Below are 20,664 nucleotides of genomic sequence, written 5' to 3'. Positions count from 1 at the left end.
TCTACATAAAATTGAAACTTCATGATGATCTCATTCGTATACTTAGGAAGTTGGAGGGAGGGATTACTATCGGAAAAAACATAGTCAGGTTTTTAGTGTGTATTTGCTTCATGATGATGGTTTTTCTTCCGTTCTTTGGGGAGTTAGTTTTGGGTGAAGGCGAAGGAGATCTCGTTACATTTATACCTGTGGAGCAGGAAGTGGAGCGGGGGTTGGAAGCATTTCTAAAACGGTCGATCCAGGATGCGGAGGACCAGGGAGCTGATCACATTGTGTTAGAAATTAACACGCCTGGAGGGGCTGTGAATGCGGCTGATAATATTGCCAAGATTATGAAAGCATCAGATGTTCCGATTACAGCATATGTTACCAATCGAGCACTTTCAGCTGGTGCTTATATTGCTTTAAATGCGGATCAGATTATTATGGAACCAGGAGCACTTATGGGATCGGCTGCTATCATTGATCAATCTGGCAATACGGCAGGAAAGAAAGCAGAGTCTTTCTGGCATGCGGCTATGAAGTCGGCCGCAGAACTTAATGACCGAGACCCAAAGTATGCGCTAGCAATGGCTGATCCTGATGTAGATCTTCCGGATTATAACGCACCTAAAGGTGAGCTTTTAACGCTTAACGATCAGGAAGCTGTGAAAGTTGGATATGCCGAAGGGACTGCAGAAGATCGCACAGAACTACTAAGCGTTCTAAATCTTAAGGATGCCGAAGTAAGTGATGCTGAAGTTAGTATTGCAGAGAGAATTGCACGTTTTGTTACAAATCCTATCATTATTCCCATCTTATTATCTATAGGGAGTTTGGGACTTGTATTGGAACTATATTCACCTGGATTTGGAGTACCGGGATTTATGGGAGCGGGTGCTCTTCTACTGTTCTTCTTTGGTCATATGATTGCTGGTTTTGCTGGATGGGAATCTCTTCTTCTATTGATTGTCGGAGTTGTGCTGATCATCGTCGAGATATTCATTCCTGGCTTTGGGATATTCGGCGTTCTTGGGGCGGTAGGTGTTGTAGCAAGTATTGTTCTTGCTTCAGGACAATCGATGCAATACGTTTTAATTGCGGTCCTTATTGCCGTTGCCGTTACAATTGGTGGTTCTTATCTGTTCATTCGGCTATTCGGCTATCGTGGCTTCTTCAAAAAAATCGTTCTTTCTGATTCAACGAAGTCAGAATTTGGGTATGTCTCAAATGCTACTCGGGAAGAACTGCTTGGAATGGAAGGTGTAGCGGTGACTCCGCTTAGACCATCGGGCATAGCGGAGTTTGGAGACGAACGTCTGGACGTTGTAACGGAGGGGAGTTTCTTAACAGCTGGGACAGCAGTAAAGGTTGTAAAAACAAATGGATCTAGAGTCATTGTAAGAGAAAATAAATAGTTTAAATCAGGGAGGAAAATTATGGATACTGGAACGTTAGGTTTATTAGTTATAGTAGGGTTAGTTATTATTGGTTTAGCGATTCTTTTCACGTTTGTACCTGTTATGTTGTGGATTTCAGCATTAGCAGCTGGTGTGCGAGTTAGTATTTTCAATCTTGTGGGGATGAGATTACGTCGAGTTATCCCATCACGCGTTATTAATCCGTTAATTAAAGCTGTAAAAGCGGGACTTGAGTTAAGTACAAATCAATTAGAAAGCCACTACCTTGCTGGTGGTAACGTTGACCGTGTTGTTAATGCGTTAATTGCAGCGCACCGCGCGAATATAGAACTGAGCTTTGAACGAGGAGCTGCGATTGATCTTGCGGGTAGAGATGTATTAGAAGCTGTGCAAATGAGTGTTAACCCGAAAGTGATTGAAACCCCTTTTATCGCAGGTGTTGCGATGGACGGAATTGAAGTAAAAGCAAAAGCAAGAATTACAGTGCGTGCTAACATTGACCGCCTTGTAGGTGGAGCTGGTGAAGATACTGTTATTGCTCGAGTAGGCGAAGGTATTGTTAGTACAATTGGTTCTTCTCAAAATCATAAGAAGGTACTTGAGAACCCAGATATGATTTCTCATACGGTTCTTTCCAAAGGGTTAGATGCAGGTACGGCATTTGAGATTCTCTCGATCGATATTGCTGACATTGATATCGGTAAAAACATCGGTGCGGTTCTACAAACGGATCAAGCTGAAGCAGATAAAAATATTGCACAAGCGAAAGCTGAAGAGCGTCGTGCGATGGCTGTTGCCCAAGAGCAAGAAATGCGCGCTCGCGTAGAGGAAATGCGTGCTAAAGTTGTTGAAGCAGAGGCTGAGGTACCGATGGCAATGGCTGAAGCCCTAAGAGCTGGTAATATTGGAGTAATGGACTATATGAATTTAAAGAACATTGAAGCAGATACAGATATGCGTGACATGATCGGGAAACCGAATCAGGAAGAAGATGAGGATGATCGCTAAACTGTTTCCTAAGTCCTGTGGTGGAGGTGATCTTGTTGGATAATCTGATTGAACTGCTTCTAAATAATTTTGTTTTTGTGTTGGTCGCTATTGGGGGAATTATTAGTTTCCTTAAGCGAATGGGCAGTGAGGAAGAAAAACAGAAATCGAAGCCCACTGCTAACAATCGCCAGCAATCACAAAGACGGAGAGAGCAGGGAAATACCGCCTCAGGCCGTTCAGAGTCTAATGGGATAGGGGAAGAGGAAACTCCTCAAACTGAGACTGTCAGTGCTTATCAAGAAGCTCTAGGACGGATGGCGAAGCGGGAGAATCGATATTCAGAGAACGATATTAAAGTTCAAAAGAATGTGAAGCAAACTTCTTATAAGAATGATAAGAATCTTTCGATAAATAAGAAGAATGTAAGGGATGGTATAATCTGGTCGGAAATCCTTGGGCCGCCGCGCTCAAGAAAACCGCATCCCTCGATGATAAGCATGAAACAGATGAAGAAATAAAATGTTCAAAAGACGCCGATTGGCGTCTTTTTTTGTTGGAGCGCGATCATTCATTTTAAGTTTGCATAAGATGAGAACAGGATTTTTAATCAAATGTAAGTGGGATAGTTTTGCGATTCTTTTCATAAAGATGAAGGGAGAGGGGGGAGCATCCATGGCAAAGTGGAAGCATGGTCTAAAAAGCTGGTTAACCCGAAGGTTAGAGCTTCCTGCAGATGCAGTCATGGATTTACCACGAATAACCATGGTAGGGCAGCTGCATATCTACATAGAGAATCATCAAGGTGTTTTAAAATTCTCTAATGAAGAAGTTCGCCTCCTTCTTAAGAATGGCCAATTGTTGATTAAAGGAAAAGATTTTATGCTTAAGACAATTCTTCCAGAAGAGATACTTCTTGAGGGTAAAATTGAACATGTTTCTTACCTTGATCGACCTAATAACTGATCAGAAGCCTTATGATATCCTCAGGCTGACTATACAGGAGGCTGCTATGAAGGAATACTTACGAGAACTTTTTTCAGGATTTGTTCGAATTAAAGTAGTGGGTTCTTATTCAGAACTCTTTATTAATCGGTGTATTGAGTACAACATACCAATTTGGGATATTGTTCGTTTGGATAAAGATACTATTATTCTTTCGCTCTATACTTCTGATGTAAAGAGAATTAGGCCGCACTTAAAGAGGACAAGGTGTAGAATTCGAATTCATGAAAGAAAAGGTTTTCCATTTGTAATTAAAAGGATCGTATATTCTAGAGGCTTTCTCAGTGGAGTAATTGGATGTTTAGTATTGATATTCATTTTATCAAACATGGTTTGGTCTATTACAGTAAATGGTGCTACACCTGAAGTGGAGCATAAACTAAAGCAGGCAGCAGTCGAGCTAGGAGTAAAGAAGGGTAAATTTATCTTTCAATTGCCTTCTAATCAAGAGCTTCAGCGCGAGATTACAGAGAGTTTAGAAGAAATTACGTGGGTTGGTGTTAAGCAAAGCGGGACTACCTATCATTTCGAAGTTGTGCAAAAACAGCTTCCTGAAAAAGAACCTGCGCTAAGTCCTAGGCATATCGTTGCGAATAAGAAAGCGATCATTACAAAAATGTATGTTGAGGAAGGTCAGGCGCAGGTAGAGGAAAACACATATGTCAAACCGGGTCAATTGCTTATTTCAGGCTTTATTGGAAAAGAAGATAAGAGTGAACTTGTTCCTGCAAGAGGCGAAGTTTATGGAAAGACGTGGTATGTAACTAATGTTTCCATTCCACTTGAATCTACTTTTCAAACAAACACAGGAGAATCAGAAACGAAATACGCGATTGGATTGTTTGGCTTACGCATCCCAATATGGGGCTTCTCTAAACCAGATTTTGAACACTACGAAGAGCTCAAAAGAGAGACTGATTTTCATTTTTTGAAGTGGGAAATCCCGATAGCTTTTCAAACGACAGAGGTGCTGGCAACAAAGGAAGTGACAAGAAAATACACAGAAAAAGAAGCACTGAATGCGGCGCGTAGTGTTAGTCGGGAGGACATCCTAAATAAAACCTCCAAAGAAGCTGAAATTAAAGAGGAAAAGATTTTGCACCATGAGGTAGAGAATGGTAAAGTAAACGTAAAGATACACTATGAAGTAATAGAAGAGATCGGGAAAGACATACCGATTATTCAAGGAGATTGATGGCTATTGGCAGAATCTTATGTTGAACTTACATTGCAGTTAGAAAATTCTAATGAAGCTCAAAGCTTATTTGGTCCTGGCGATGAGCATTTAAAGATAATTGAGGAATCACTTGAAGTTTCACTTGTTACTCGTGGAGAAGGCATATCCGTAAAAGGTAATGAAGAAACCATCGCCATGGTAAAGGAAGTTGTCCACACGCTTCACACCCTTATAAAACGCGGAGCAAGTATCTCAGGGAGAGATGTCGTTTATGCTTGTCAACTTGTTCAACAGGGAATGCTAGATCAGCTTCTTGAACTTTACCAAGAAGAAATCACAACGAACGCTAAAGGGAAACCGATTAAAGTTAAGACGCTGGGACAGCGTCATTACGTTTCGGCTATGAAGAAAACCGATCTGGTATTTGGGATTGGGCCAGCTGGAACTGGCAAGACGTATCTTGCTGTTGTAATGGCGGTAACAGCTCTCAAGTACAACCAGGTGAAGAAAATTGTGCTAACTCGCCCAGCAGTTGAAGCTGGAGAGAGTCTTGGGTTTTTACCAGGGGATTTGAAGGAAAAGGTGGACCCATACTTACGTCCATTGTACGATGCGCTTCATGATGTACTTGGTGTTGAACAAACGACGCGCTTAATTGAACGTGGCACGATCGAAATTGCTCCACTTGCCTATATGAGAGGTCGGACGCTTGACGATAGCTACGTTATCTTAGATGAAGCACAAAATACAACTTCTCAGCAAATGAAAATGTTCTTAACACGATTAGGATTTGGTTCTAAAATGGTTATCACTGGAGATATAACGCAAATTGACCTTCCGAAAGGTAAAGAATCAGGCCTTGCTGCTGCCGAAAAAATCCTTAAGAGAGTAAAAGACGTTTCATTTATTTACTTACAGCAAACGGATGTGGTCCGGCACCCATTAGTTCAACGAATTATTGACGCATACGAGCATGAAACGAAATAAGCTTTCAAAGGCCCGTGAAAAACGGGTCTTTTTTTAGCCTTTAAGAATTCAACAAGATACCTTTATCTTTTATGTTTTCATCAAGTTGAACTGCTAGCAATCAGTTTAACTTATTGTGAGATTCCGCTCCATTTATTAGGGAATTCTGATAAAATATGAAGAAGAGTAGTAGAGGCCAGAACTTATGAGGTGAAGGAAGCTATGGTTGCGAAGATTAAACGTCTGTTTCAGGATAATCTCCGTAATATTGAACGAATTAAAATGGTGAAATGGTCTCTTTATGGCCTAGTTGCTCTCATCATGTATTTAACGATGCTTTCAAATGTCATTCCTGAATCATTGGACGTTTCTCTTTATTCAAGAGCAGATCATGATATAGCTTCGCCTATTACGATCGAAAATAAAACAGCCACAGAAGATGAACGATCGAAAGCAGCTCAAATCGACGCAAAATATGTTTACAGAGATGAAGTTTCTCAGTCACAGGTCGATCAATTAAATGATTTGTTTTCAGGTATTGAAAAGGTTAAAAAAAATGATAGTGATGACGCTGAAACGACAGAAGAGAAAATAACAGAACTTGAATCTTTGCTATCTGTGTCGATGTCAGCAGAACTTTCAAACGAAACTCTCGTGCCGCTTCTTGAAGCGGAATTGTCTCAAATTAGCTTAATTAAAGAGCTGACACTATCTGAAGTAATGGAAGTCATGACTGATAGAGTGTCTATTGATAATTTAGAGCAATCTAAAACGGATGTGGAAGATCGGTTATCCCTTACTTCTCTACCTACTGAGCAGAAAAAAGCAATGATAACAGTAGCACAGCAGAGTATTGTGCCTAATTATTTTCTAGATCCAGAACAAACCGAACAAAGTCGTCAAGAAGCAATAGAAGCAGTTCAGCCGGTTATGATTCGTGAAGGCCAAATTATCGTTGAAGAAGGAGCGATGATTAATAGAGAAGTGATGGAGCAATTAAGACTAGCTGGTCTTCTTGATGAGGGGTTTGATGCAGTTCCTTATATCGGCCTTGCATTGCTAGTTGTCCTTCTTACTGGTTATTTGTATTACTTCTTTCAGGATGTAAATTCAAGAGTCCGCTCAGCCAATACAAATTTATTGATTCTCGTTCTCATTTATCTCAGCACACTGCTTGTTCTGAAACTATCAAGCTTGATGCAGGGAATTGAATTGCCGGGTATTGCTTATATTGTTCCTGTAGCGGTAGGTTCTATGCTCATAAAAATGCTCTTTAATGAACAATTAGCCATTGCATCAAGCTTCCTCTTTGGAGTATGTGCTGGCGTGTTTTTCAACGGAGAAATAACGGGACCAATGAATGCGTCACTTGCTTTCTATGTATTGATGAGTTCTTTATCGGGAGTCTTTTTCCTCGGTAAAAGAAATCATCGATCCAACATATTGAAAGCAGGATTACTAGTATCCTTAATAAACATCGTTTCAGTGGCTATATTATTAATGTTAAAGAACGGACAATACAGTGGTATCGAATTAAGCTACCATTTCTTGTTTGCATTTGTATCAGGTTTTCTTTCATCTATGTTAACACTAGGACTTATGCCTTTCTTTGAAGCAGGTTTTAGGATCATCTCGACTACAAGATTAATCGAATTATCTAATCCAAACCATCCACTTCTGAGAAAAATTCTTGTTGAAACACCGGGAACATATCACCATAGTGTAATGGTTGCTAACTTATCGGAGGCAGCATGTGAATCGATTGGAGCCAACGGTTTACTAGCAAGGGTGGGAGCCTATTACCACGACATTGGTAAAACAAAACGCCCCCACTTTTTCATTGAAAATCAAATGAATATGGAAAATCCGCATGATAAAATTTCTCCATATTTAAGTAAAACAATTATCGTTTCTCATGCCACTGACGGGGCGGAGATGCTCAGGAAGCATCGATTGCCAAAAGAAATTGTGGATATAGCTGAACAACATCACGGAACGACACTGCTGAAGTTCTTTTATTACAAAGCAAGTGAACAATCTGATCAGCAGGTGTCTGAAGCTGAATTCCGCTATCCTGGACCAAGAGCTCAAACGAAGGAAGCCGCTGTTGTTGGAATTGCAGACTGTATCGAAGCGGCAGTGAGGTCGATGAACAAACCAAACCCTGATACCATAGAATCGCTCGTAAGAAAAATTATTACTGAAAGACTTGAAGATGGACAGTTTGACGAATGTGATTTATCTCTCAGAGAGCTCGACATTGTTGCAAAAACAATATTAGAAACATTAAATGGTATTTTTCATAGTCGAATTGAATATCCAACAGAATTAAAAAAGAAGGTGACTTCATGAATTTAACGATAGACTTTGTTGATGAGACGAACTCAATTAAAAAAGAGCAGCTTGAGATGCTCGAGAATTTATTAAACCATGCTGCAAAGGAAGAAGAGGTTAGACCGGGAAGTGAAGTGTCGGTTATGTTTGTGGATAATGAACGTATTACCGAGATCAATCGCGAATATCGTGGGAAAGATCAACCGACAGATGTCATTTCCTTCGCACTTGATGATGAGGAAGAGGGAGAAGAACCGCTTATTATTGGTGAAGAACTACCGCATTTACTCGGAGAAATTGTTATTTCCGTTCCAAAAATAGAGGATCAAGCTACTGAATATGGGCATAGTTTTGAGCGGGAGCTTGGCTTTTTAAGTGTTCATGGTTTTCTTCATTTACTTGGTTATGATCATATGACCGAGGAAGATGAGAAAGAAATGTTCGGAAAACAAAAAGTGCTGTTAGAACAATATGGCCTCACGAGATAATCGGTCTAGGTTGTTACGGTTTTTACGTAGCTTTCTATATGCTTCACAAGGCTTTCGTTATTTAGTGAAAAATGAACAAAATTTTCTATTTCATCTTATTGCAGGTAGTTTCGTTCTGATAGCGGGGCTAATTCTTGAGCTATCTGTGATAAAGATGAGCATTTTATTAACTGTAATCGGTATCATGTTAAGCTTAGAAGCGTTAAATACAGGGATTGAGAGGTCGATTGACTTAATTACCGAAAAAGAACATCCTATAGCGAAAGTGGCAAAAGATGTTTCAGCCGCTGCAGTCTTTCTTTTTGCGGTCATTTCAGTTATAATCGGTATCCTTCTCTTTTTCGAACCGATTGTTCACTTGTTTCAGTCATAAGGAGGAATAGTAATGGATAAGCAAATGTTGATTGATGAAGCTAAAAAGGCAAGAGAAATGGCTTACGTTCCCTATTCAAAATTTAAAGTAGGTGCGGCTCTTCTTTCTGAAGATGGCACAGTATTTGGTGGATGTAACATTGAGAACGCTGCATACAGCATGTGTAATTGTGCGGAGCGTACAGCCCTTTTTAAAGCTTACTCAGAAGGTCATAAAGCATATAAAGCGATTGCAGTAGTTGCAGATACTAAAAGGCCAGTCCCACCATGTGGTGCGTGTAGACAGGTGATATCTGAACTTTGTTCTCCAGATATGCAAGTTATCTTAACAAACTTAGATGGAAAAATACATGAATTAACCGTCAGCGAATTGCTTCCTGGCGCATTTTCACCGGAGGATTTGAATGAGTAAAGAAGTATTTAAGTCAGGATTTGTATCAATTGTTGGTAGACCAAATGTAGGGAAATCTACTTTGTTAAACGAAGTGATTGGCCAAAAAATTGCGATTATGAGTGACAAAGCTCAAACAACGCGCAACAAAGTTCAAGGCGTTTATACGAGAGATGATGCACAAGTTGTCTTTATCGATACGCCAGGGATTCATAAGCCAAAACATAAACTAGGCGACTTTATGATTAAAATGGCTCAAAGTTCATTAAATGAAGTCGATTTAATATTGTTCGTTATTAATGCTGAAGAAGGTTACGGAGCTGGGGATCAGTATATTATTGATCGCTTGCAGAATGTAGAAAGTCCAGTCTTCCTAGTCATAAATAAAATCGATCAAGTCCACCCTGATCAATTGTTCCCCATGATTAATTTTTATAAAGATAAATATTCATTTGCCGAAATCGTTCCGATTTCTGCTTTGCAAGGAAATAATGTGAATACACTTTTAGAGCAGGTAGTTGGCTATCTTGAAGAAGGGCCCCAATATTACCCAAGTGATCATGTGACCGATCACCCTGAACGATTTATTGTGGCAGAGCTTGTAAGGGAAAAGGTTCTTCATTTGACAAGAGAAGAAATCCCTCACTCAGTTACAGTTGTCACAGAACAAATGATCAAACGTGAAGGTTCTGATGTCATTGATATTCATGTTACAGTCGTCGTAGAACGCTCTTCTCAAAAAGGCATTATCATCGGGAAACAGGGGAAAATGCTAAAAGAAGTAGGAAAGCGAGCAAGGCAAGATATTGAAGCCCTTCTTGGTTCGCGTGTATTTATGGAGATCTGGGTGAAGGTAGTAAAAGATTGGCGAAACAAACCATCATCATTACGTGATTATGGTTACCGGGAAGATGACTATTAAGTGAAATTTTGTTAAATATTCCATCACATAAACCGACATATGTCAGGTCAAGCTAGAGGTAAGAGAAAAACTTTTTTACAAAATGAAAGGTGGGATCTAAAGTGTTAGAGTTTACCTGGAAAATATTTTGTGAAACAGGAAACATTGATACTTATCTTCTTTTGAAGGAAATGGAAACACCGAGCGATGAAGAGGGAGAATCTCTTATCGATTTGGAAGAAGTAACTCGCCTCACTTGACCTTATGGAATGTTAACAGGAAACGGTTGGTGAATGTTCTTGTTAAAAAAGGTTGAAGGAATTGTGATTCGAACCGTAGACTATGGTGAAACAAATAAAATACTAACACTTTTTACAAGAGAGACGGGTAAGGTTGGCGTTATGGCAAGAGGCGCAAAAAAACCTAAAAGCCGTCTTTCTGCTGTTTCTCAACTTTTTGTATATGGTCAGTATCTTTACCAGCATACATCCGGTCTTGGGGGACTGAATCAGGGAGAAATCATTGATTCATTTCGTTCCATTCGCAATGATCTTTTTCTTACCTCATATGCTGCTTATGCGGCAGAGCTTGTTGACAAATTAACAGAGGAACGAAAGCCTAACCCCTATTTATTTGAGATGCTCTATCAGGTGCTGCACGCGTTAGATGAAGAAAAAGACCCTGAAGTAGTGGTGTTTATATTTGAATTAAAAATGCTACGTGTTGCTGGAATAACCCCTCAACTGGATCGTTGTGCGAACTGCGGCCTTCCTGAAGGGAAATTCCACTTTTCAATTAATGAAGGTGGGTTGCTATGTCACCGTTGTCTTTCAGTCGATCCTTATCATCTTCCAATGACAAAACGAACGGCAGAGCTTCTTCACCTGTTTGCCCACATTGATCTCGGAAGATTAGGAAATATTTCACTTAAAGATGAAACTAAAAAAGAGATTAGGCACATTCTTAATTTGTATTTTGACGCTTATTCGGGCCTTTACCTAAAGTCAAAACGATTTTTGGATCAGTTAGACAAATTCAAACTGGAGTAAAAAGTCTGCGGAGAGAGAATCCGGAGGCTTTTTATTTTCAATAGAGCTAAATCAACGATATTCCATCATATAGCTTTTATTTACTTCACAATATCACTTAAAAAGTTTTTATGGCTTGATTTTTTCAAATACAGGCTCGATGCTTTCGTTCAAATGGTATAATCGTATATAATAATGAAAATACAGTATAACATTTTTAGTAGAGGTGGTGATTCTTATCCAACTGAATAATCGACAGGAAACAATCCTTCAGATCGTAAAAAACGAAGGACCTATTACAGGCGAGCATATTGCTGAAAAGCTTAGTTTGACTCGCGCAACGCTTAGACCTGATCTTGCTATCCTTACAATGGCAGGTTATCTTGATGCACGGCCAAGAGTTGGGTATTTTTATACAGGGAAAACAGGCTCACAACTTCTTACTGAGAAAATAAGAAAAATTAAAGTTGACGATTATAAGTCTATACCAGTAGTTGTCCAAGAGAACGCAAGCGTATATGATGCGATTTGCTCGATGTTTCTTGAGGATGTAGGTACGCTGTTTGTTGTAAATGAAATGGCTCATTTAGTCGGTGTTTTATCAAGAAAAGACCTATTAAGAGCTGCGCTCGGTAAGCAAGATCTTGGTAGTATTCCAGTAACAATTATTATGACAAGAATGCCCAATATTACTGTTTGCTCACGAGAAGATCTTTTAATTGAAGTGGCAAATCAGCTAATCGAAAAGCAGATAGATGCCTTACCGATTGTAAAAGATGTAGAGAACGGCATAGAGGTTATCGGAAGAATTACGAAAACAAATATTACCAGAGCTCTTGTAGATCTGGCTAAGGATGAAATTATTTAGCTTAGGAGGTTTATATGACAAATACAACAAATCGTGCAATTGTGTATGTTATTTCAGACTCGGTTGGTGAAACGGCGGAGCTTGTCGTAAAGGCGGCAGCAAGTCAGTTTGACCCTACCGATTTCGATGTTAGAAGAGTTCCTTATGTAGAGGATACGGCTACAATACATGAAGTGATGACACTTGCAAAAGAAACGAAAGCGATCGTAGCGTTTACCCTAGTGGTGCCTGAATTAAGAAAATTTCTTCTTGATGTCGCCTCAAAAGAAAATATTCAGGCTGTTGATATTATTGGTCCTATGATTGATCATATGCAAGAAGTTATTGGTAAAGCTCCGCGCAATGAGCCTGGACTCGTACATAAACTCGATGAAGATTATTTTCGTCGAGTAGAAGCAATTGAGTTTGCTGTTAAATATGATGATGGGAGAGACCCACGAGGAATTGCACTAGCAGATATTGTTCTTGTGGGAGTTTCAAGAACATCGAAAACACCGCTATCTCAATACTTAGCTCATAAAAGGTTGAAGGTGGCTAATGTGCCGATTGTTCCTGAGGTGGACCCACCTGAAGAACTATTTACTGTTGGTGAAGGTAAATGCTATGCCCTTAAAATAAGCCCCGAGAAATTAAACAATATACGCAAAGAAAGGCTAATTGCTCTTGGATTAAATGCCGAAGCGAGCTATGCAAATATGACAAGAATAAAAGATGAGCTTGAATATTTTGATACGATTATTAATAAGATGAATTGTCAGGTGATCGATGTTTCTAATCGTGCTGTTGAAGAAACAGCTAATTTAATTCTTAGCTTACATAAAGGGAAGCATACTTCTTAAAAATAGCTTGGATAGAATGATTGGTTTCATCTACATTTTCACCAAAAGCTATTTGATCTAATTTTATTGATATCTCGCCTTTTAGCTATGCTGAAAACTTAACCAGTGATGAACAAACATGAAGATAGCTTGAAAATCAATGAATCACACCATCATCGGATTGAATCTGGTCACGATGATGGCGTTTTTTTATCGTTTTTACCTGTTCAATTTAATATTTTTAGTATATAATCAAATATTGTCAATAAAAATTGTCTATAATCATATAAGAAGGCTTTAATAAGATTCTTATACTATTGAGGCTTGAACTAAAATTCTGAAAGTTAAAACATAAATTTCAAAAGAAGGATAACTCAGGGAGATGTAGAATACAGAATTATGACGAAAAAGAAACTGACGCTTTTTGTCGATGCAGATGCATGTCCTGTACTAATTAAAGAAGAAATGATGTCTTTTCAAAAAGCTTTATCAGACACCGAAATCGTTTTTGTGGCATCGTATGCTCATATGAGCACGACGTTCCGTGAAGCGAGGTGGGTTATGGTAGACTCTGAAAAGGAAGAAGCTGATCTCTACATCCATCGTCATGCTAAGAAAGGTGATTTAGCTGTAACTCAAGACTATGGACTAGCAAGTATACTCCTTCCAAAGGGTGTTTTTGTCCTTTCTCCAAGAGGAAAAAGATACACTGAAGAGAACATTTCTACTCTTCTACATACGCGTTATTTAGCATCGAAAAGTAGAAGAGCGGGTAAGCATACAAAAGGTCCGCGTAAGTTTACAAGTGAAGATCGAGATGAGTTTCGGAAAGAATTAATTAAAATTTTGTCGAATTATGAAGGAGTTCATTTCTATTTGTCGAAATTATAGAACCTGTTGGTGATAATTAATGAGTGGCAGAATCCCGGAAGAGAAAATTGAAGCGATTCGCAAATCCACCGATATCGTTGATGTGATTAGTGATTATGTCCAACTGAAGAAACAAGGAAGGAATTTCTTCGGTCTTTGCCCTTTTCATGGGGAGAGTACTCCTTCATTTTCAGTAGCTCCCGATAAGCAAATATATCATTGTTTTGGTTGTGGCGCTGGTGGTAATGCATTTTCATTTTTAATGGAAATTGAAGGTTACAACTTCATAGAAGCTGTTGAAGCACTTGGGCAGAAATCAGGGATAGAACTACCTGAAGTTCAAGACAATCAAAATAGTAATCCAAAGACAACATCTGAGAATGAGGTCATCTATAAGGCTCATGATTTTCTAGCTAAGCTTTATAATCATTGCATGGTGAAGACGCCAGAAGGCGAAAAAGCTCGTGATTATCTGAGCGAGCGAGGCTTTACAAATGAAATGATTGAGAAGTTCCAACTTGGCTTTGCCCCTGATTCGTGGGATTATGCAACGGGATATTTGGAGAAAAGAAACTATCCTATAGAAAAAATTGCAAATGCCGGACTTCTTGCGAAAAGGGAATTTGATGGAAAATATTTTGATCGTTTTCGTAATCGTATTATGTTCCCAATATGGGATCCAAAAGGAAGACCGGTCGCATTTGGAGGTAGGATATTAGGGGAAGGTGAACCGAAATACTTGAATAGCCCTGAAACAAAATTGTTTCAGAAAGGGAAGTTTTTGTATGGTTTTCATCTTACCCGTTCTTCTATCCGCTTAAAAGACCAGGCTATCCTTTTAGAAGGTTACGTGGATGTGATTACAGCGTACGGGAATGGGGTACAAAACGTTGTAGCGAGTCTTGGGACAGCATTAACCAAAGATCAGGCTAAACTTCTACGAAGACAGACAGAATCAGTGGTGATTTGTTATGACTCAGATAAGGCGGGGATTAATGCTGCTACAAGAGCCGCGGATGAATTAGTCCAAGCCGGTTGCTATGTTAGAATCGCAAAAATGCCAAACGGACTTGATCCCGATGACTATATCCGAACATACGGTGCAGAACGGTTTGAAAAGGATGTAATAGGGGCAGCGTCAACAGTAATGGCTTTTAAAATGGAAGTTTTTCGATCAGGAAAAAACCTATCGGATGAAGGAGAACGAATCCGCTACATCGAAGAAGTACTTAAAGAAATTAGCGGCCTTTCAAACCCTGTCGAAAGAGACCATTATCTTAGACAGCTATCGGAAGAATTCTCGCTTTCACTCGATGCGCTAAAGCAGCAAGTTACCCAATTTTATAAAGAGGGCAAGAAAAGTAAGGATAATGCTCCTCCTAAAAGGGATAATAATGCTAGGAAAAATTTCTATGTGAAGAAAAAGCTTCTGCCTGCTTTCCAGAATTCAGAGCGAATCTTACTTGCATATATGATGCGAGATCTGGATGTTGCAGAAAAAGTACAGGAAGAGGTTGGCGGTTCGTTTAATATTGACGAGCATAGTGCGATCGCTGCATATCTGTATAGCTTTTATGCTAACGGCCATGAGGCGGACATTAGTCAATTCATGGAGCAGCTTACTGATCCTAACCTTGTCAAAATTGCTTCTGAACTGGCCATGATGGATTTAAATGAAGACGTGTCGGATAAAGAACTTCATGATTATATTCGGCAGGTGTTAAATTATCCAGAATGGATAAAGATAGAAGAGAGAGAAAAAGAGAAAAAAGAAGCGGAAATGAAGCAAGACTTTGTCCAGGCAGCTAAGATCGCTATGGAAATTCTTGAAATGAAGAAGAACTTAAAAAATTCATTTTAAGAAATTAACTATTTTTATTGTTGAGATGTATGGAAGGAGGGGATCGAATGGCTGAAAAACCAACTCGCCAGCCGGCGGAAGGTGAATTAACCATCGATCAAGTGAAAGAGCAGTTAGTAGAGCTTGGAAAGAAAACAAGCTTAATTACTTACTCTACGATCGTAGAACGGTTGTCCCCGTTTGAACAGGATTCCGATCAAATGGATGAATTCTTTGAATATCTAGAGGAACAAGGTGTAGAAGTCATCGAAGATAGTACTGAAAACCCTTCGCCTCAAGAAGTGAATAAGGAAGAAGAATTTGATCTTAATGACTTAAGTGTTCCTCCGGGTGTCAAAATAAATGATCCCGTTCGTATGTACCTTAAAGAGATTGGCCGAGTAGACCTTCTTTCTGCAAAGGAAGAGATTAGTCTAGCACAACGTATTGAAGAAGGTGACGAAGAAGCAAAACGTCGTCTTGCTGAAGCAAACCTTCGACTTGTTGTTAGTATTGCGAAGCGTTACGTTGGTCGTGGGATGCTTTTCCTTGATTTAATTCAGGAAGGAAATATGGGGCTTATTAAAGCCGTTGAGAAATTTGATTACCGTAAAGGTTACAAATTTAGTACTTATGCCACGTGGTGGATCCGTCAAGCTATCACTCGCGCCATTGCAGACCAGGCTAGAACGATTCGTATTCCAGTTCATATGGTTGAAACAATCAATAAATTGATTCGTGTGCAGCGCCAGCTTCTTCAGGATCTTGGCCGTGAACCTGCTCCTGAAGAAATTGGTAAGGAAATGGACCTTTCTCCTGAAAAAGTCCGTGAAATTCTTAAGATAGCTCAAGAACCAGTATCTTTAGAAACGCCTATTGGGGAAGAAGACGATTCCCACCTCGGAGACTTTATTGAAGATCAAGATGCATTGGCACCATCCGATGCTGCAGCTTATGAACTACTCAAGGAACAGCTTGAAGACGTACTAGATACGCTAACTGATCGAGAGGAAAATGTTCTTAGACTGCGTTTCGGACTTGATGATGGACGTACAAGAACCCTAGAAGAAGTAGGTCGCGTCTTTGGAGTTACACGTGAGCGAATTCGCCAAATCGAAGCGAAAGCACTTCGCAAGCTCCGTCATCCAAGTAGAAGCAAACGACTCAAAGATTTTCTTGAATAGAATGGATCACTCTCTGTCTGCTCATGCAGTCAGAGAGTTTTTTTATGGCTTAATGAATCACATTCTTACCATATGTGAAAACGGTTTAGTTAAAAACTCTTTTTTTATCGTTAGTGGAACGGATCAATAAAGAATACAATTCCTGTCATTTATTTTACTGATTTTTCTTTCGTTTTGCAAATGCCGCTTTTTGTATAAAAAGCGTTAACGCCCGTTGTAGTAGGCTTCTCAAAATAGTTTGGCAAAAAAATAATATATAAAATTATTTTTATATTCTAAAATGTTGAAAAAGTAGCAATCAAAGGAGATAATGAAATGTAAGCGCATTCACATTATTGGATTTTTATTTACAGGAGGTTATTTGTTCATGAACTTTGACTTAACGAAAGAACAAAAAATGATTCAGAAAATGATTCGAGAATTTGCTGACGAAAAAGTGGCGCCAGGTGCCGAACAACGCGATAAAGAGAAAAGGTTTCCAAAAGAGATATTTCAACAGCTTGGTGACTTGGGGATTATGGGGCTTCCATTTCCAGAAGAATATGGAGGAGGCGGTGCAGATACCGTCAGCTTTGCAATCGTAGTAGAGGAATTGAGTCGTGCGTGTGGTTCAACTGGAATTACATACTCGGCGCACGTATCACTCGGAGGAGCACCGCTGAACTTATTTGGTACTGAAGAACAGAAGCAGAAATATCTTGCGCCAATCTGTTCTGGTGAGTCATTAGGAGCCTTTGGTTTAACAGAACCTAATGCTGGTTCTGACGCAGGTGGGACCGAGACTGAAGGCGTACTGAAAGATGGAGAATGGGTAATTAATGGAAGTAAATGTTATATAACCAATGCTTCGTATGCTGATCATCTTGCATTAACCGCTATTACTGATCGTAAGGATGGTAATAAAGAAATTAGTGCAATCATTGCGCCTACTTCTGCACCAGGATTTAGAGTAGTGGATAACTATGAGAAGCTTGGACTTCATTCTTCAAACACAACGGAACTTGTAATGGAAGACGTGAGAGTCCCAGAAGAAAATCTGCTGGGGAAACGCGGAGATGGCTTTAGACAGTTTCTCATTACTCTTGATGGTGGTCGAATTGGAATAGGTGCTATGGGAGTAGGGATTGCTCAGGCAGCTTATGAGAAGGCGTTACAGTATGCTAATGAGCGTAAGCAGTTTGGTCGTGCGATTTCACGCTTCCAGGCGATTCAATTTAAGCTAGCGGATATGGCGATGAAAATTGAATTAGCGAGAACGATGGTATATAAAGCAGCCTGGTTGAAAGATCAAGGGAAGAAATTCACGAAAGAAGCTTCTATTTGTAAGCTCTATGCTTCAGAAATTTGTATGGAAGTTTGTGATCAAGCTGTTCAGATTCATGGAGGAAATGGATATATGCGCGATTATCACGTTGAGCGTTATTTTAGAGATGCAAAACTACTTGAAATTGGAGAAGGTACTTCAGAAATCCAAAGAATGGTTATTGCACGAGAAATTGGTTGTTAAACTGAACGAGCGCTCGATTAGTTGTTACTCTTGAAGTTTCTTTATTATTGTCTTTTTCATAACATGAATTTATTAGTGAACCCCATTAACTAGTTAGTTTTGGTTCAAGTCGTAAAGGAGCCAAAACCAACACTGATTATTAGCTAAGCAAATACCCATGGTCCAGAAGAGAAGAAGATGATCTCTTTATCTCTTTTGGATTCTTAATGATGATAGGAGTGTTACTATGACGAAATTGCTTCATGAGACGATCGGATCGATGCTCGAAAGACAAGTGGATCAGTTTGGTAATAAAGAAGCTGTCGTCTACTCAAAAGAAAAAGTTCGATACACGTTTGAAGAGTTCAATAATGAAGTGAACAGAGTTGCTAAAGCGTTGCTAGGGTTGGGTGTTACTAAAGGAGAGAACGTAGCAGTTTGGGCTACGAATGTACCGGAATGGTTACTATTGCAATTTGCCACTGCAAAAGTGGGGGCGGTTCTTGTCACGATTAATACGAATTACCAATCATCAGAGTTAGAATATGTCCTAAAGCAGTCAGAATCCACTCGTCTCTTTTTAATTGATGGCTTCAAAGGCACTTCTTATCCTGAGGTTTTCTTGCAACTTCAAAAAAGCAATGATCAACTGACTGTTGGGAAATGTGCGATAGCTGGTCTTCCATATTTGAAAGATGTTATTTATATTGGTACAGAAGAACGTTCTTCGTTCATGAAGTGGCGAGATTTTCTCAAGGGAAGCGTATCGGTGACGGATAAAGCATTAGAAATGAGAAATGGAGAACTTGATCCAGACGATGTCATTAATATGCAGTATACGTCAGGAACGACCGGCTTTCCAAAAGGAGTGATGCTCACTCATAATAATATTCTCAATAATGGCTACCAGATTGGCCAATGCATGGAGCTCACTCATAATGACCGACTTTGTATTCCTGTTCCATTTTTCCACTGTTTTGGTTGTGTGCTCGGAACTTTAGCGGCTTTTTCTGCAGGAGGGACGATCTTTCCGATCATTGAGTTTGAACCAGAACTGGTACTAAGAACTGTGGAGAAAGAAAGATGTACAGCACTTCATGGTGTACCAACGATGTTCATTTCCGAACTCAGTCTTGCTGAATTTGAATCCTATAATCTAAGCTCGTTAAGGACTGGGATAATGGCTGGAAGCCCATGTCCGATAGAAGTGATGAAAAACGTCATGAAAAGAATGAATATGGTAGAAATAACAATAGCTTATGGACAGACTGAAGCTTCACCAGTAATTACCCAAACAAGAACCAATGATCCGCTCGAGTATAGAGTTAATACAGTGGGAAGAGCCTTACCAGGTGTCGAAGTGAAGATAGTTGATCCCGTATCAGGCCTCGAGGTTCCATCTGGCGAAGCTGGTGAGCTATGCACGAGAGGGTATCACGTGATGAGAGGGTACTACAACATGCCTGAGGCTACGAATCAAGTGATTGATGAAGAAGGATGGCTTCATACTGGAGATATCGCTAAAATGGACTCAGAGGGCTATGTAGAGATTACAGGACGTTTGAAAGATATGATTATACGCGGGGGAGAGAATGTTTACCCCAGGGAGATTGAAGAATTTCTGTATACCCATTCGTCTGTTCAGGACGTTCAGGTTATTGGAGTACCAGATGAGAAATACGGTGAAAAGGTAGTAGCATGCATTCAATTAAAAGAAAAAGAAGCAGTTAATGCTTCCGATATTCTTTTATACTGTAAAGGCAAAATTGCAAGATATAAAGTACCTGCACACGTCTTCTTTGTAGATGAGTATCCAATGACAGCTTCGGGAAAAATACAAAAATACAAGTTACGTGAATCAGCAGTTGAATGGGCAAACCTTACTTCAGAAATATCCAAATAAAAATAATTGTTGGCATCAGTGATTGTGCTGATGCCGTTTGTTTTATTAGAAAAATTTGCTATGATAAGTATAGAGTGAAATCAATGACAAATATGTGATTTGCCTCGCTTCCCCTTTTCTTTCATAGCGTTTTCAAGTAAAATAAGTTATGATTTGTTTACTCTTACATAATTGGGGAAAACGATATCAGCGAATCGGTACAAGGAGGAAAAGAAATGAAAAAGAATCCGCTTATTCCATTTGCATGGACGGCAGTTATCGGATTAATTCTCATTATTGGTGTTTCTTTCTGGGCATTGCAACAGGGCGGCGAAGAAAGTGCTGAAGGTGAAGGCGAGAAGCAAGAACAAGCTGAAGCAGCAGCACCAGAAGATATTTACGCTCAGAACTGTGCTTCCTGTCATGGCGGTGATCTAGGCGGCCAGGTTGGACCAGCTCTAAATGCTGTTGGCGGAAAGTACTCCAAAGATGAAATTCTCGACATTATTAATAATGGTAAAGGTTCGGGAATGCCAGCTGGAGTTATTCAGGGAGAACAAGCTGAAGCAGTAGCTCAGTGGTTATCTGAGAAAAAATAAGAAGGAAAAAAGCTTTCTGTGAGAACAGGAGGCTTTTCTATTTGTATGTCAATTAACCTTTACGGAAT

The 20,664-nt window shown here is 39.6% G+C and carries 21 protein-coding genes; all 21 read left to right on the top strand.

What is annotated here, in order from left to right:
* Positions 1 to 110: 110 nt before the first annotated feature.
* The 21 genes from AC0VYJ_RS14740 (at position 111) to cccA (ending at position 20,596) form a co-directional block, all read left to right on the top strand.
* A complete protein-coding gene (locus AC0VYJ_RS14740) occupies positions 111 to 1,397 on the top strand; it encodes an NfeD family protein (protein WP_475365516.1) in 1,287 nt (428 codons plus the stop codon).
* 21 nt (positions 1,398 to 1,418) lie between these two features.
* The gene (floA, locus tag AC0VYJ_RS14735; RefSeq protein WP_430244195.1) at positions 1,419 to 2,408 is read left to right on the top strand and encodes a flotillin-like protein FloA; all 990 of its coding nucleotides are present in this window, start codon (positions 1,419 to 1,421) and stop codon (positions 2,406 to 2,408) included.
* 35 nt (positions 2,409 to 2,443) lie between these two features.
* Positions 2,444 to 2,908, top strand: a complete 465-nt coding sequence (locus tag AC0VYJ_RS14730; RefSeq protein ID WP_475365515.1) for a hypothetical protein — start codon at positions 2,444 to 2,446, stop codon at positions 2,906 to 2,908.
* Positions 2,909 to 3,062: 154 nt separating this feature from the next.
* The gene (yqfC, locus tag AC0VYJ_RS14725; protein WP_194219511.1) at positions 3,063 to 3,353 is read left to right on the top strand and encodes a sporulation protein YqfC; all 291 of its coding nucleotides are present in this window, start codon (positions 3,063 to 3,065) and stop codon (positions 3,351 to 3,353) included.
* 46 nt (positions 3,354 to 3,399) lie between these two features.
* Entirely contained in the window at positions 3,400 to 4,587 is a 1,188-nt protein-coding gene (gene yqfD / locus AC0VYJ_RS14720) for a sporulation protein YqfD (protein ID WP_475365514.1), read from the top strand.
* Between the two features lie 6 nt (positions 4,588 to 4,593).
* A complete protein-coding gene (locus AC0VYJ_RS14715) occupies positions 4,594 to 5,556 on the top strand; it encodes a PhoH family protein (protein WP_475365513.1) in 963 nt (320 codons plus the stop codon).
* A gap of 201 nt (positions 5,557 to 5,757) precedes the next feature.
* Positions 5,758 to 7,887 carry an HD family phosphohydrolase gene (locus AC0VYJ_RS14710; protein ID WP_475365512.1) on the top strand — a complete coding sequence of 710 codons (2,130 nt, stop codon included), beginning with the start codon at positions 5,758 to 5,760 and terminating at the stop codon, positions 7,885 to 7,887.
* The gene (ybeY, locus tag AC0VYJ_RS14705; RefSeq protein WP_194219514.1) at positions 7,884 to 8,357 is read left to right on the top strand and encodes an rRNA maturation RNase YbeY; all 474 of its coding nucleotides are present in this window, start codon (positions 7,884 to 7,886) and stop codon (positions 8,355 to 8,357) included. Before AC0VYJ_RS14710 ends, ybeY begins: the two co-directional genes overlap by 4 nt.
* A complete protein-coding gene (locus AC0VYJ_RS14700; RefSeq protein WP_194219515.1) occupies positions 8,341 to 8,730 on the top strand; it encodes a diacylglycerol kinase family protein in 390 nt (129 codons plus the stop codon). The genes ybeY and AC0VYJ_RS14700 overlap by 17 nt, the downstream gene beginning before the upstream one ends.
* 12 nt (positions 8,731 to 8,742) lie before the next feature.
* On the top strand, positions 8,743 to 9,141 hold the full coding sequence (locus tag AC0VYJ_RS14695) for a cytidine deaminase (protein WP_226614372.1): 399 nt from the start codon (positions 8,743 to 8,745) through the stop codon (positions 9,139 to 9,141).
* Positions 9,134 to 10,042: a GTPase Era gene (era, locus tag AC0VYJ_RS14690; RefSeq protein WP_430244206.1), complete on the top strand. Its 909-nt coding sequence runs from the start codon at positions 9,134 to 9,136 to the stop codon at positions 10,040 to 10,042. The genes AC0VYJ_RS14695 and era overlap by 8 nt, the downstream gene beginning before the upstream one ends.
* A 101-nt stretch (positions 10,043 to 10,143) precedes the next feature.
* Positions 10,144 to 10,281, top strand: coding sequence for a YqzL family protein (locus AC0VYJ_RS14685; RefSeq protein ID WP_194219518.1), 138 nt, complete (start codon positions 10,144 to 10,146; stop codon positions 10,279 to 10,281).
* 39 nt (positions 10,282 to 10,320) lie between these two features.
* Positions 10,321 to 11,070: a DNA repair protein RecO gene (gene recO, locus AC0VYJ_RS14680; RefSeq protein ID WP_303530562.1), complete on the top strand. Its 750-nt coding sequence runs from the start codon at positions 10,321 to 10,323 to the stop codon at positions 11,068 to 11,070.
* Positions 11,071 to 11,275: 205 nt separating this feature from the next.
* Entirely contained in the window at positions 11,276 to 11,917 is a 642-nt protein-coding gene (gene ccpN / locus AC0VYJ_RS14675; protein ID WP_276511807.1) for a transcriptional regulator CcpN, read from the top strand.
* A 14-nt stretch (positions 11,918 to 11,931) separates the two neighbouring features.
* Positions 11,932 to 12,756 (top strand): pyruvate, water dikinase regulatory protein, encoded by an 825-nt coding sequence (locus AC0VYJ_RS14670; protein ID WP_194219519.1) that lies wholly within the window; start codon positions 11,932 to 11,934, stop codon positions 12,754 to 12,756.
* A gap of 378 nt (positions 12,757 to 13,134) precedes the next feature.
* Positions 13,135 to 13,626, top strand: coding sequence for a YaiI/YqxD family protein (locus tag AC0VYJ_RS14665; protein ID WP_475365511.1), 492 nt, complete (start codon positions 13,135 to 13,137; stop codon positions 13,624 to 13,626).
* 19 nt (positions 13,627 to 13,645) lie between these two features.
* Positions 13,646 to 15,466, top strand: a complete 1,821-nt coding sequence (gene dnaG, locus AC0VYJ_RS14660) for a DNA primase (RefSeq protein ID WP_475365510.1) — start codon at positions 13,646 to 13,648, stop codon at positions 15,464 to 15,466.
* Between the two features lie 47 nt (positions 15,467 to 15,513).
* A complete protein-coding gene (gene rpoD / locus AC0VYJ_RS14655) occupies positions 15,514 to 16,629 on the top strand; it encodes an RNA polymerase sigma factor RpoD (protein WP_194219522.1) in 1,116 nt (371 codons plus the stop codon).
* 367 nt (positions 16,630 to 16,996) lie between these two features.
* Positions 16,997 to 18,136 (top strand): acyl-CoA dehydrogenase family protein, encoded by a 1,140-nt coding sequence (locus AC0VYJ_RS14650; RefSeq protein ID WP_475365509.1) that lies wholly within the window; start codon positions 16,997 to 16,999, stop codon positions 18,134 to 18,136.
* A 226-nt stretch (positions 18,137 to 18,362) separates the two neighbouring features.
* Positions 18,363 to 20,018 carry an AMP-binding protein gene (locus tag AC0VYJ_RS14645; protein ID WP_475365507.1) on the top strand — a complete coding sequence of 552 codons (1,656 nt, stop codon included), beginning with the start codon at positions 18,363 to 18,365 and terminating at the stop codon, positions 20,016 to 20,018.
* A gap of 215 nt (positions 20,019 to 20,233) precedes the next feature.
* A complete protein-coding gene (cccA, locus tag AC0VYJ_RS14640; RefSeq protein WP_194219525.1) occupies positions 20,234 to 20,596 on the top strand; it encodes a cytochrome c550 in 363 nt (120 codons plus the stop codon).
* Positions 20,597 to 20,664 lie beyond the last annotated feature (68 nt).

The organism is Anaerobacillus sp. 63XJN7_5_ISO-PGPR-S23-430 (assembly GCF_056173695.1).
Note: the sequence above shows the minus strand (reverse complement) of the source record. Positions and strands in the feature narration are given on the sequence as shown.

Bases quoted from the DNA above. Each gene is read 5' to 3' on its own strand.
- AC0VYJ_RS14650 (WP_475365509.1), top strand. From the start codon at position 16,997: ATGAACTTTGACTTAACGAAAGAACAAAAAATGATTCAGAAAATGATT.
- AC0VYJ_RS14740 (WP_475365516.1), top strand. From the start codon at position 111: ATGATGATGGTTTTTCTTCCGTTCTTTGGGGAGTTAGTTTTGGGTGAA.
- AC0VYJ_RS14645 (WP_475365507.1), top strand. From the start codon at position 18,363: ATGACGAAATTGCTTCATGAGACGATCGGATCGATGCTCGAAAGACAA.
- AC0VYJ_RS14710 (WP_475365512.1), top strand. From the start codon at position 5,758: ATGGTTGCGAAGATTAAACGTCTGTTTCAGGATAATCTCCGTAATATT.
- AC0VYJ_RS14665 (WP_475365511.1), top strand. From the start codon at position 13,135: ATGACGAAAAAGAAACTGACGCTTTTTGTCGATGCAGATGCATGTCCT.
- cccA (WP_194219525.1), top strand. From the start codon at position 20,234: ATGAAAAAGAATCCGCTTATTCCATTTGCATGGACGGCAGTTATCGGA.
- yqfD (WP_475365514.1), top strand. From the start codon at position 3,400: ATGAAGGAATACTTACGAGAACTTTTTTCAGGATTTGTTCGAATTAAA.
- AC0VYJ_RS14700 (WP_194219515.1), top strand. From the start codon at position 8,341: ATGGCCTCACGAGATAATCGGTCTAGGTTGTTACGGTTTTTACGTAGC.
- AC0VYJ_RS14695 (WP_226614372.1), top strand. From the start codon at position 8,743: ATGGATAAGCAAATGTTGATTGATGAAGCTAAAAAGGCAAGAGAAATG.
- ybeY (WP_194219514.1), top strand. From the start codon at position 7,884: ATGAATTTAACGATAGACTTTGTTGATGAGACGAACTCAATTAAAAAA.
- yqfC (WP_194219511.1), top strand. From the start codon at position 3,063: ATGGCAAAGTGGAAGCATGGTCTAAAAAGCTGGTTAACCCGAAGGTTA.
- era (WP_430244206.1), top strand. From the start codon at position 9,134: ATGAGTAAAGAAGTATTTAAGTCAGGATTTGTATCAATTGTTGGTAGA.
- dnaG (WP_475365510.1), top strand. From the start codon at position 13,646: ATGAGTGGCAGAATCCCGGAAGAGAAAATTGAAGCGATTCGCAAATCC.
- floA (WP_430244195.1), top strand. From the start codon at position 1,419: ATGGATACTGGAACGTTAGGTTTATTAGTTATAGTAGGGTTAGTTATT.
- rpoD (WP_194219522.1), top strand. From the start codon at position 15,514: ATGGCTGAAAAACCAACTCGCCAGCCGGCGGAAGGTGAATTAACCATC.
- AC0VYJ_RS14670 (WP_194219519.1), top strand. From the start codon at position 11,932: ATGACAAATACAACAAATCGTGCAATTGTGTATGTTATTTCAGACTCG.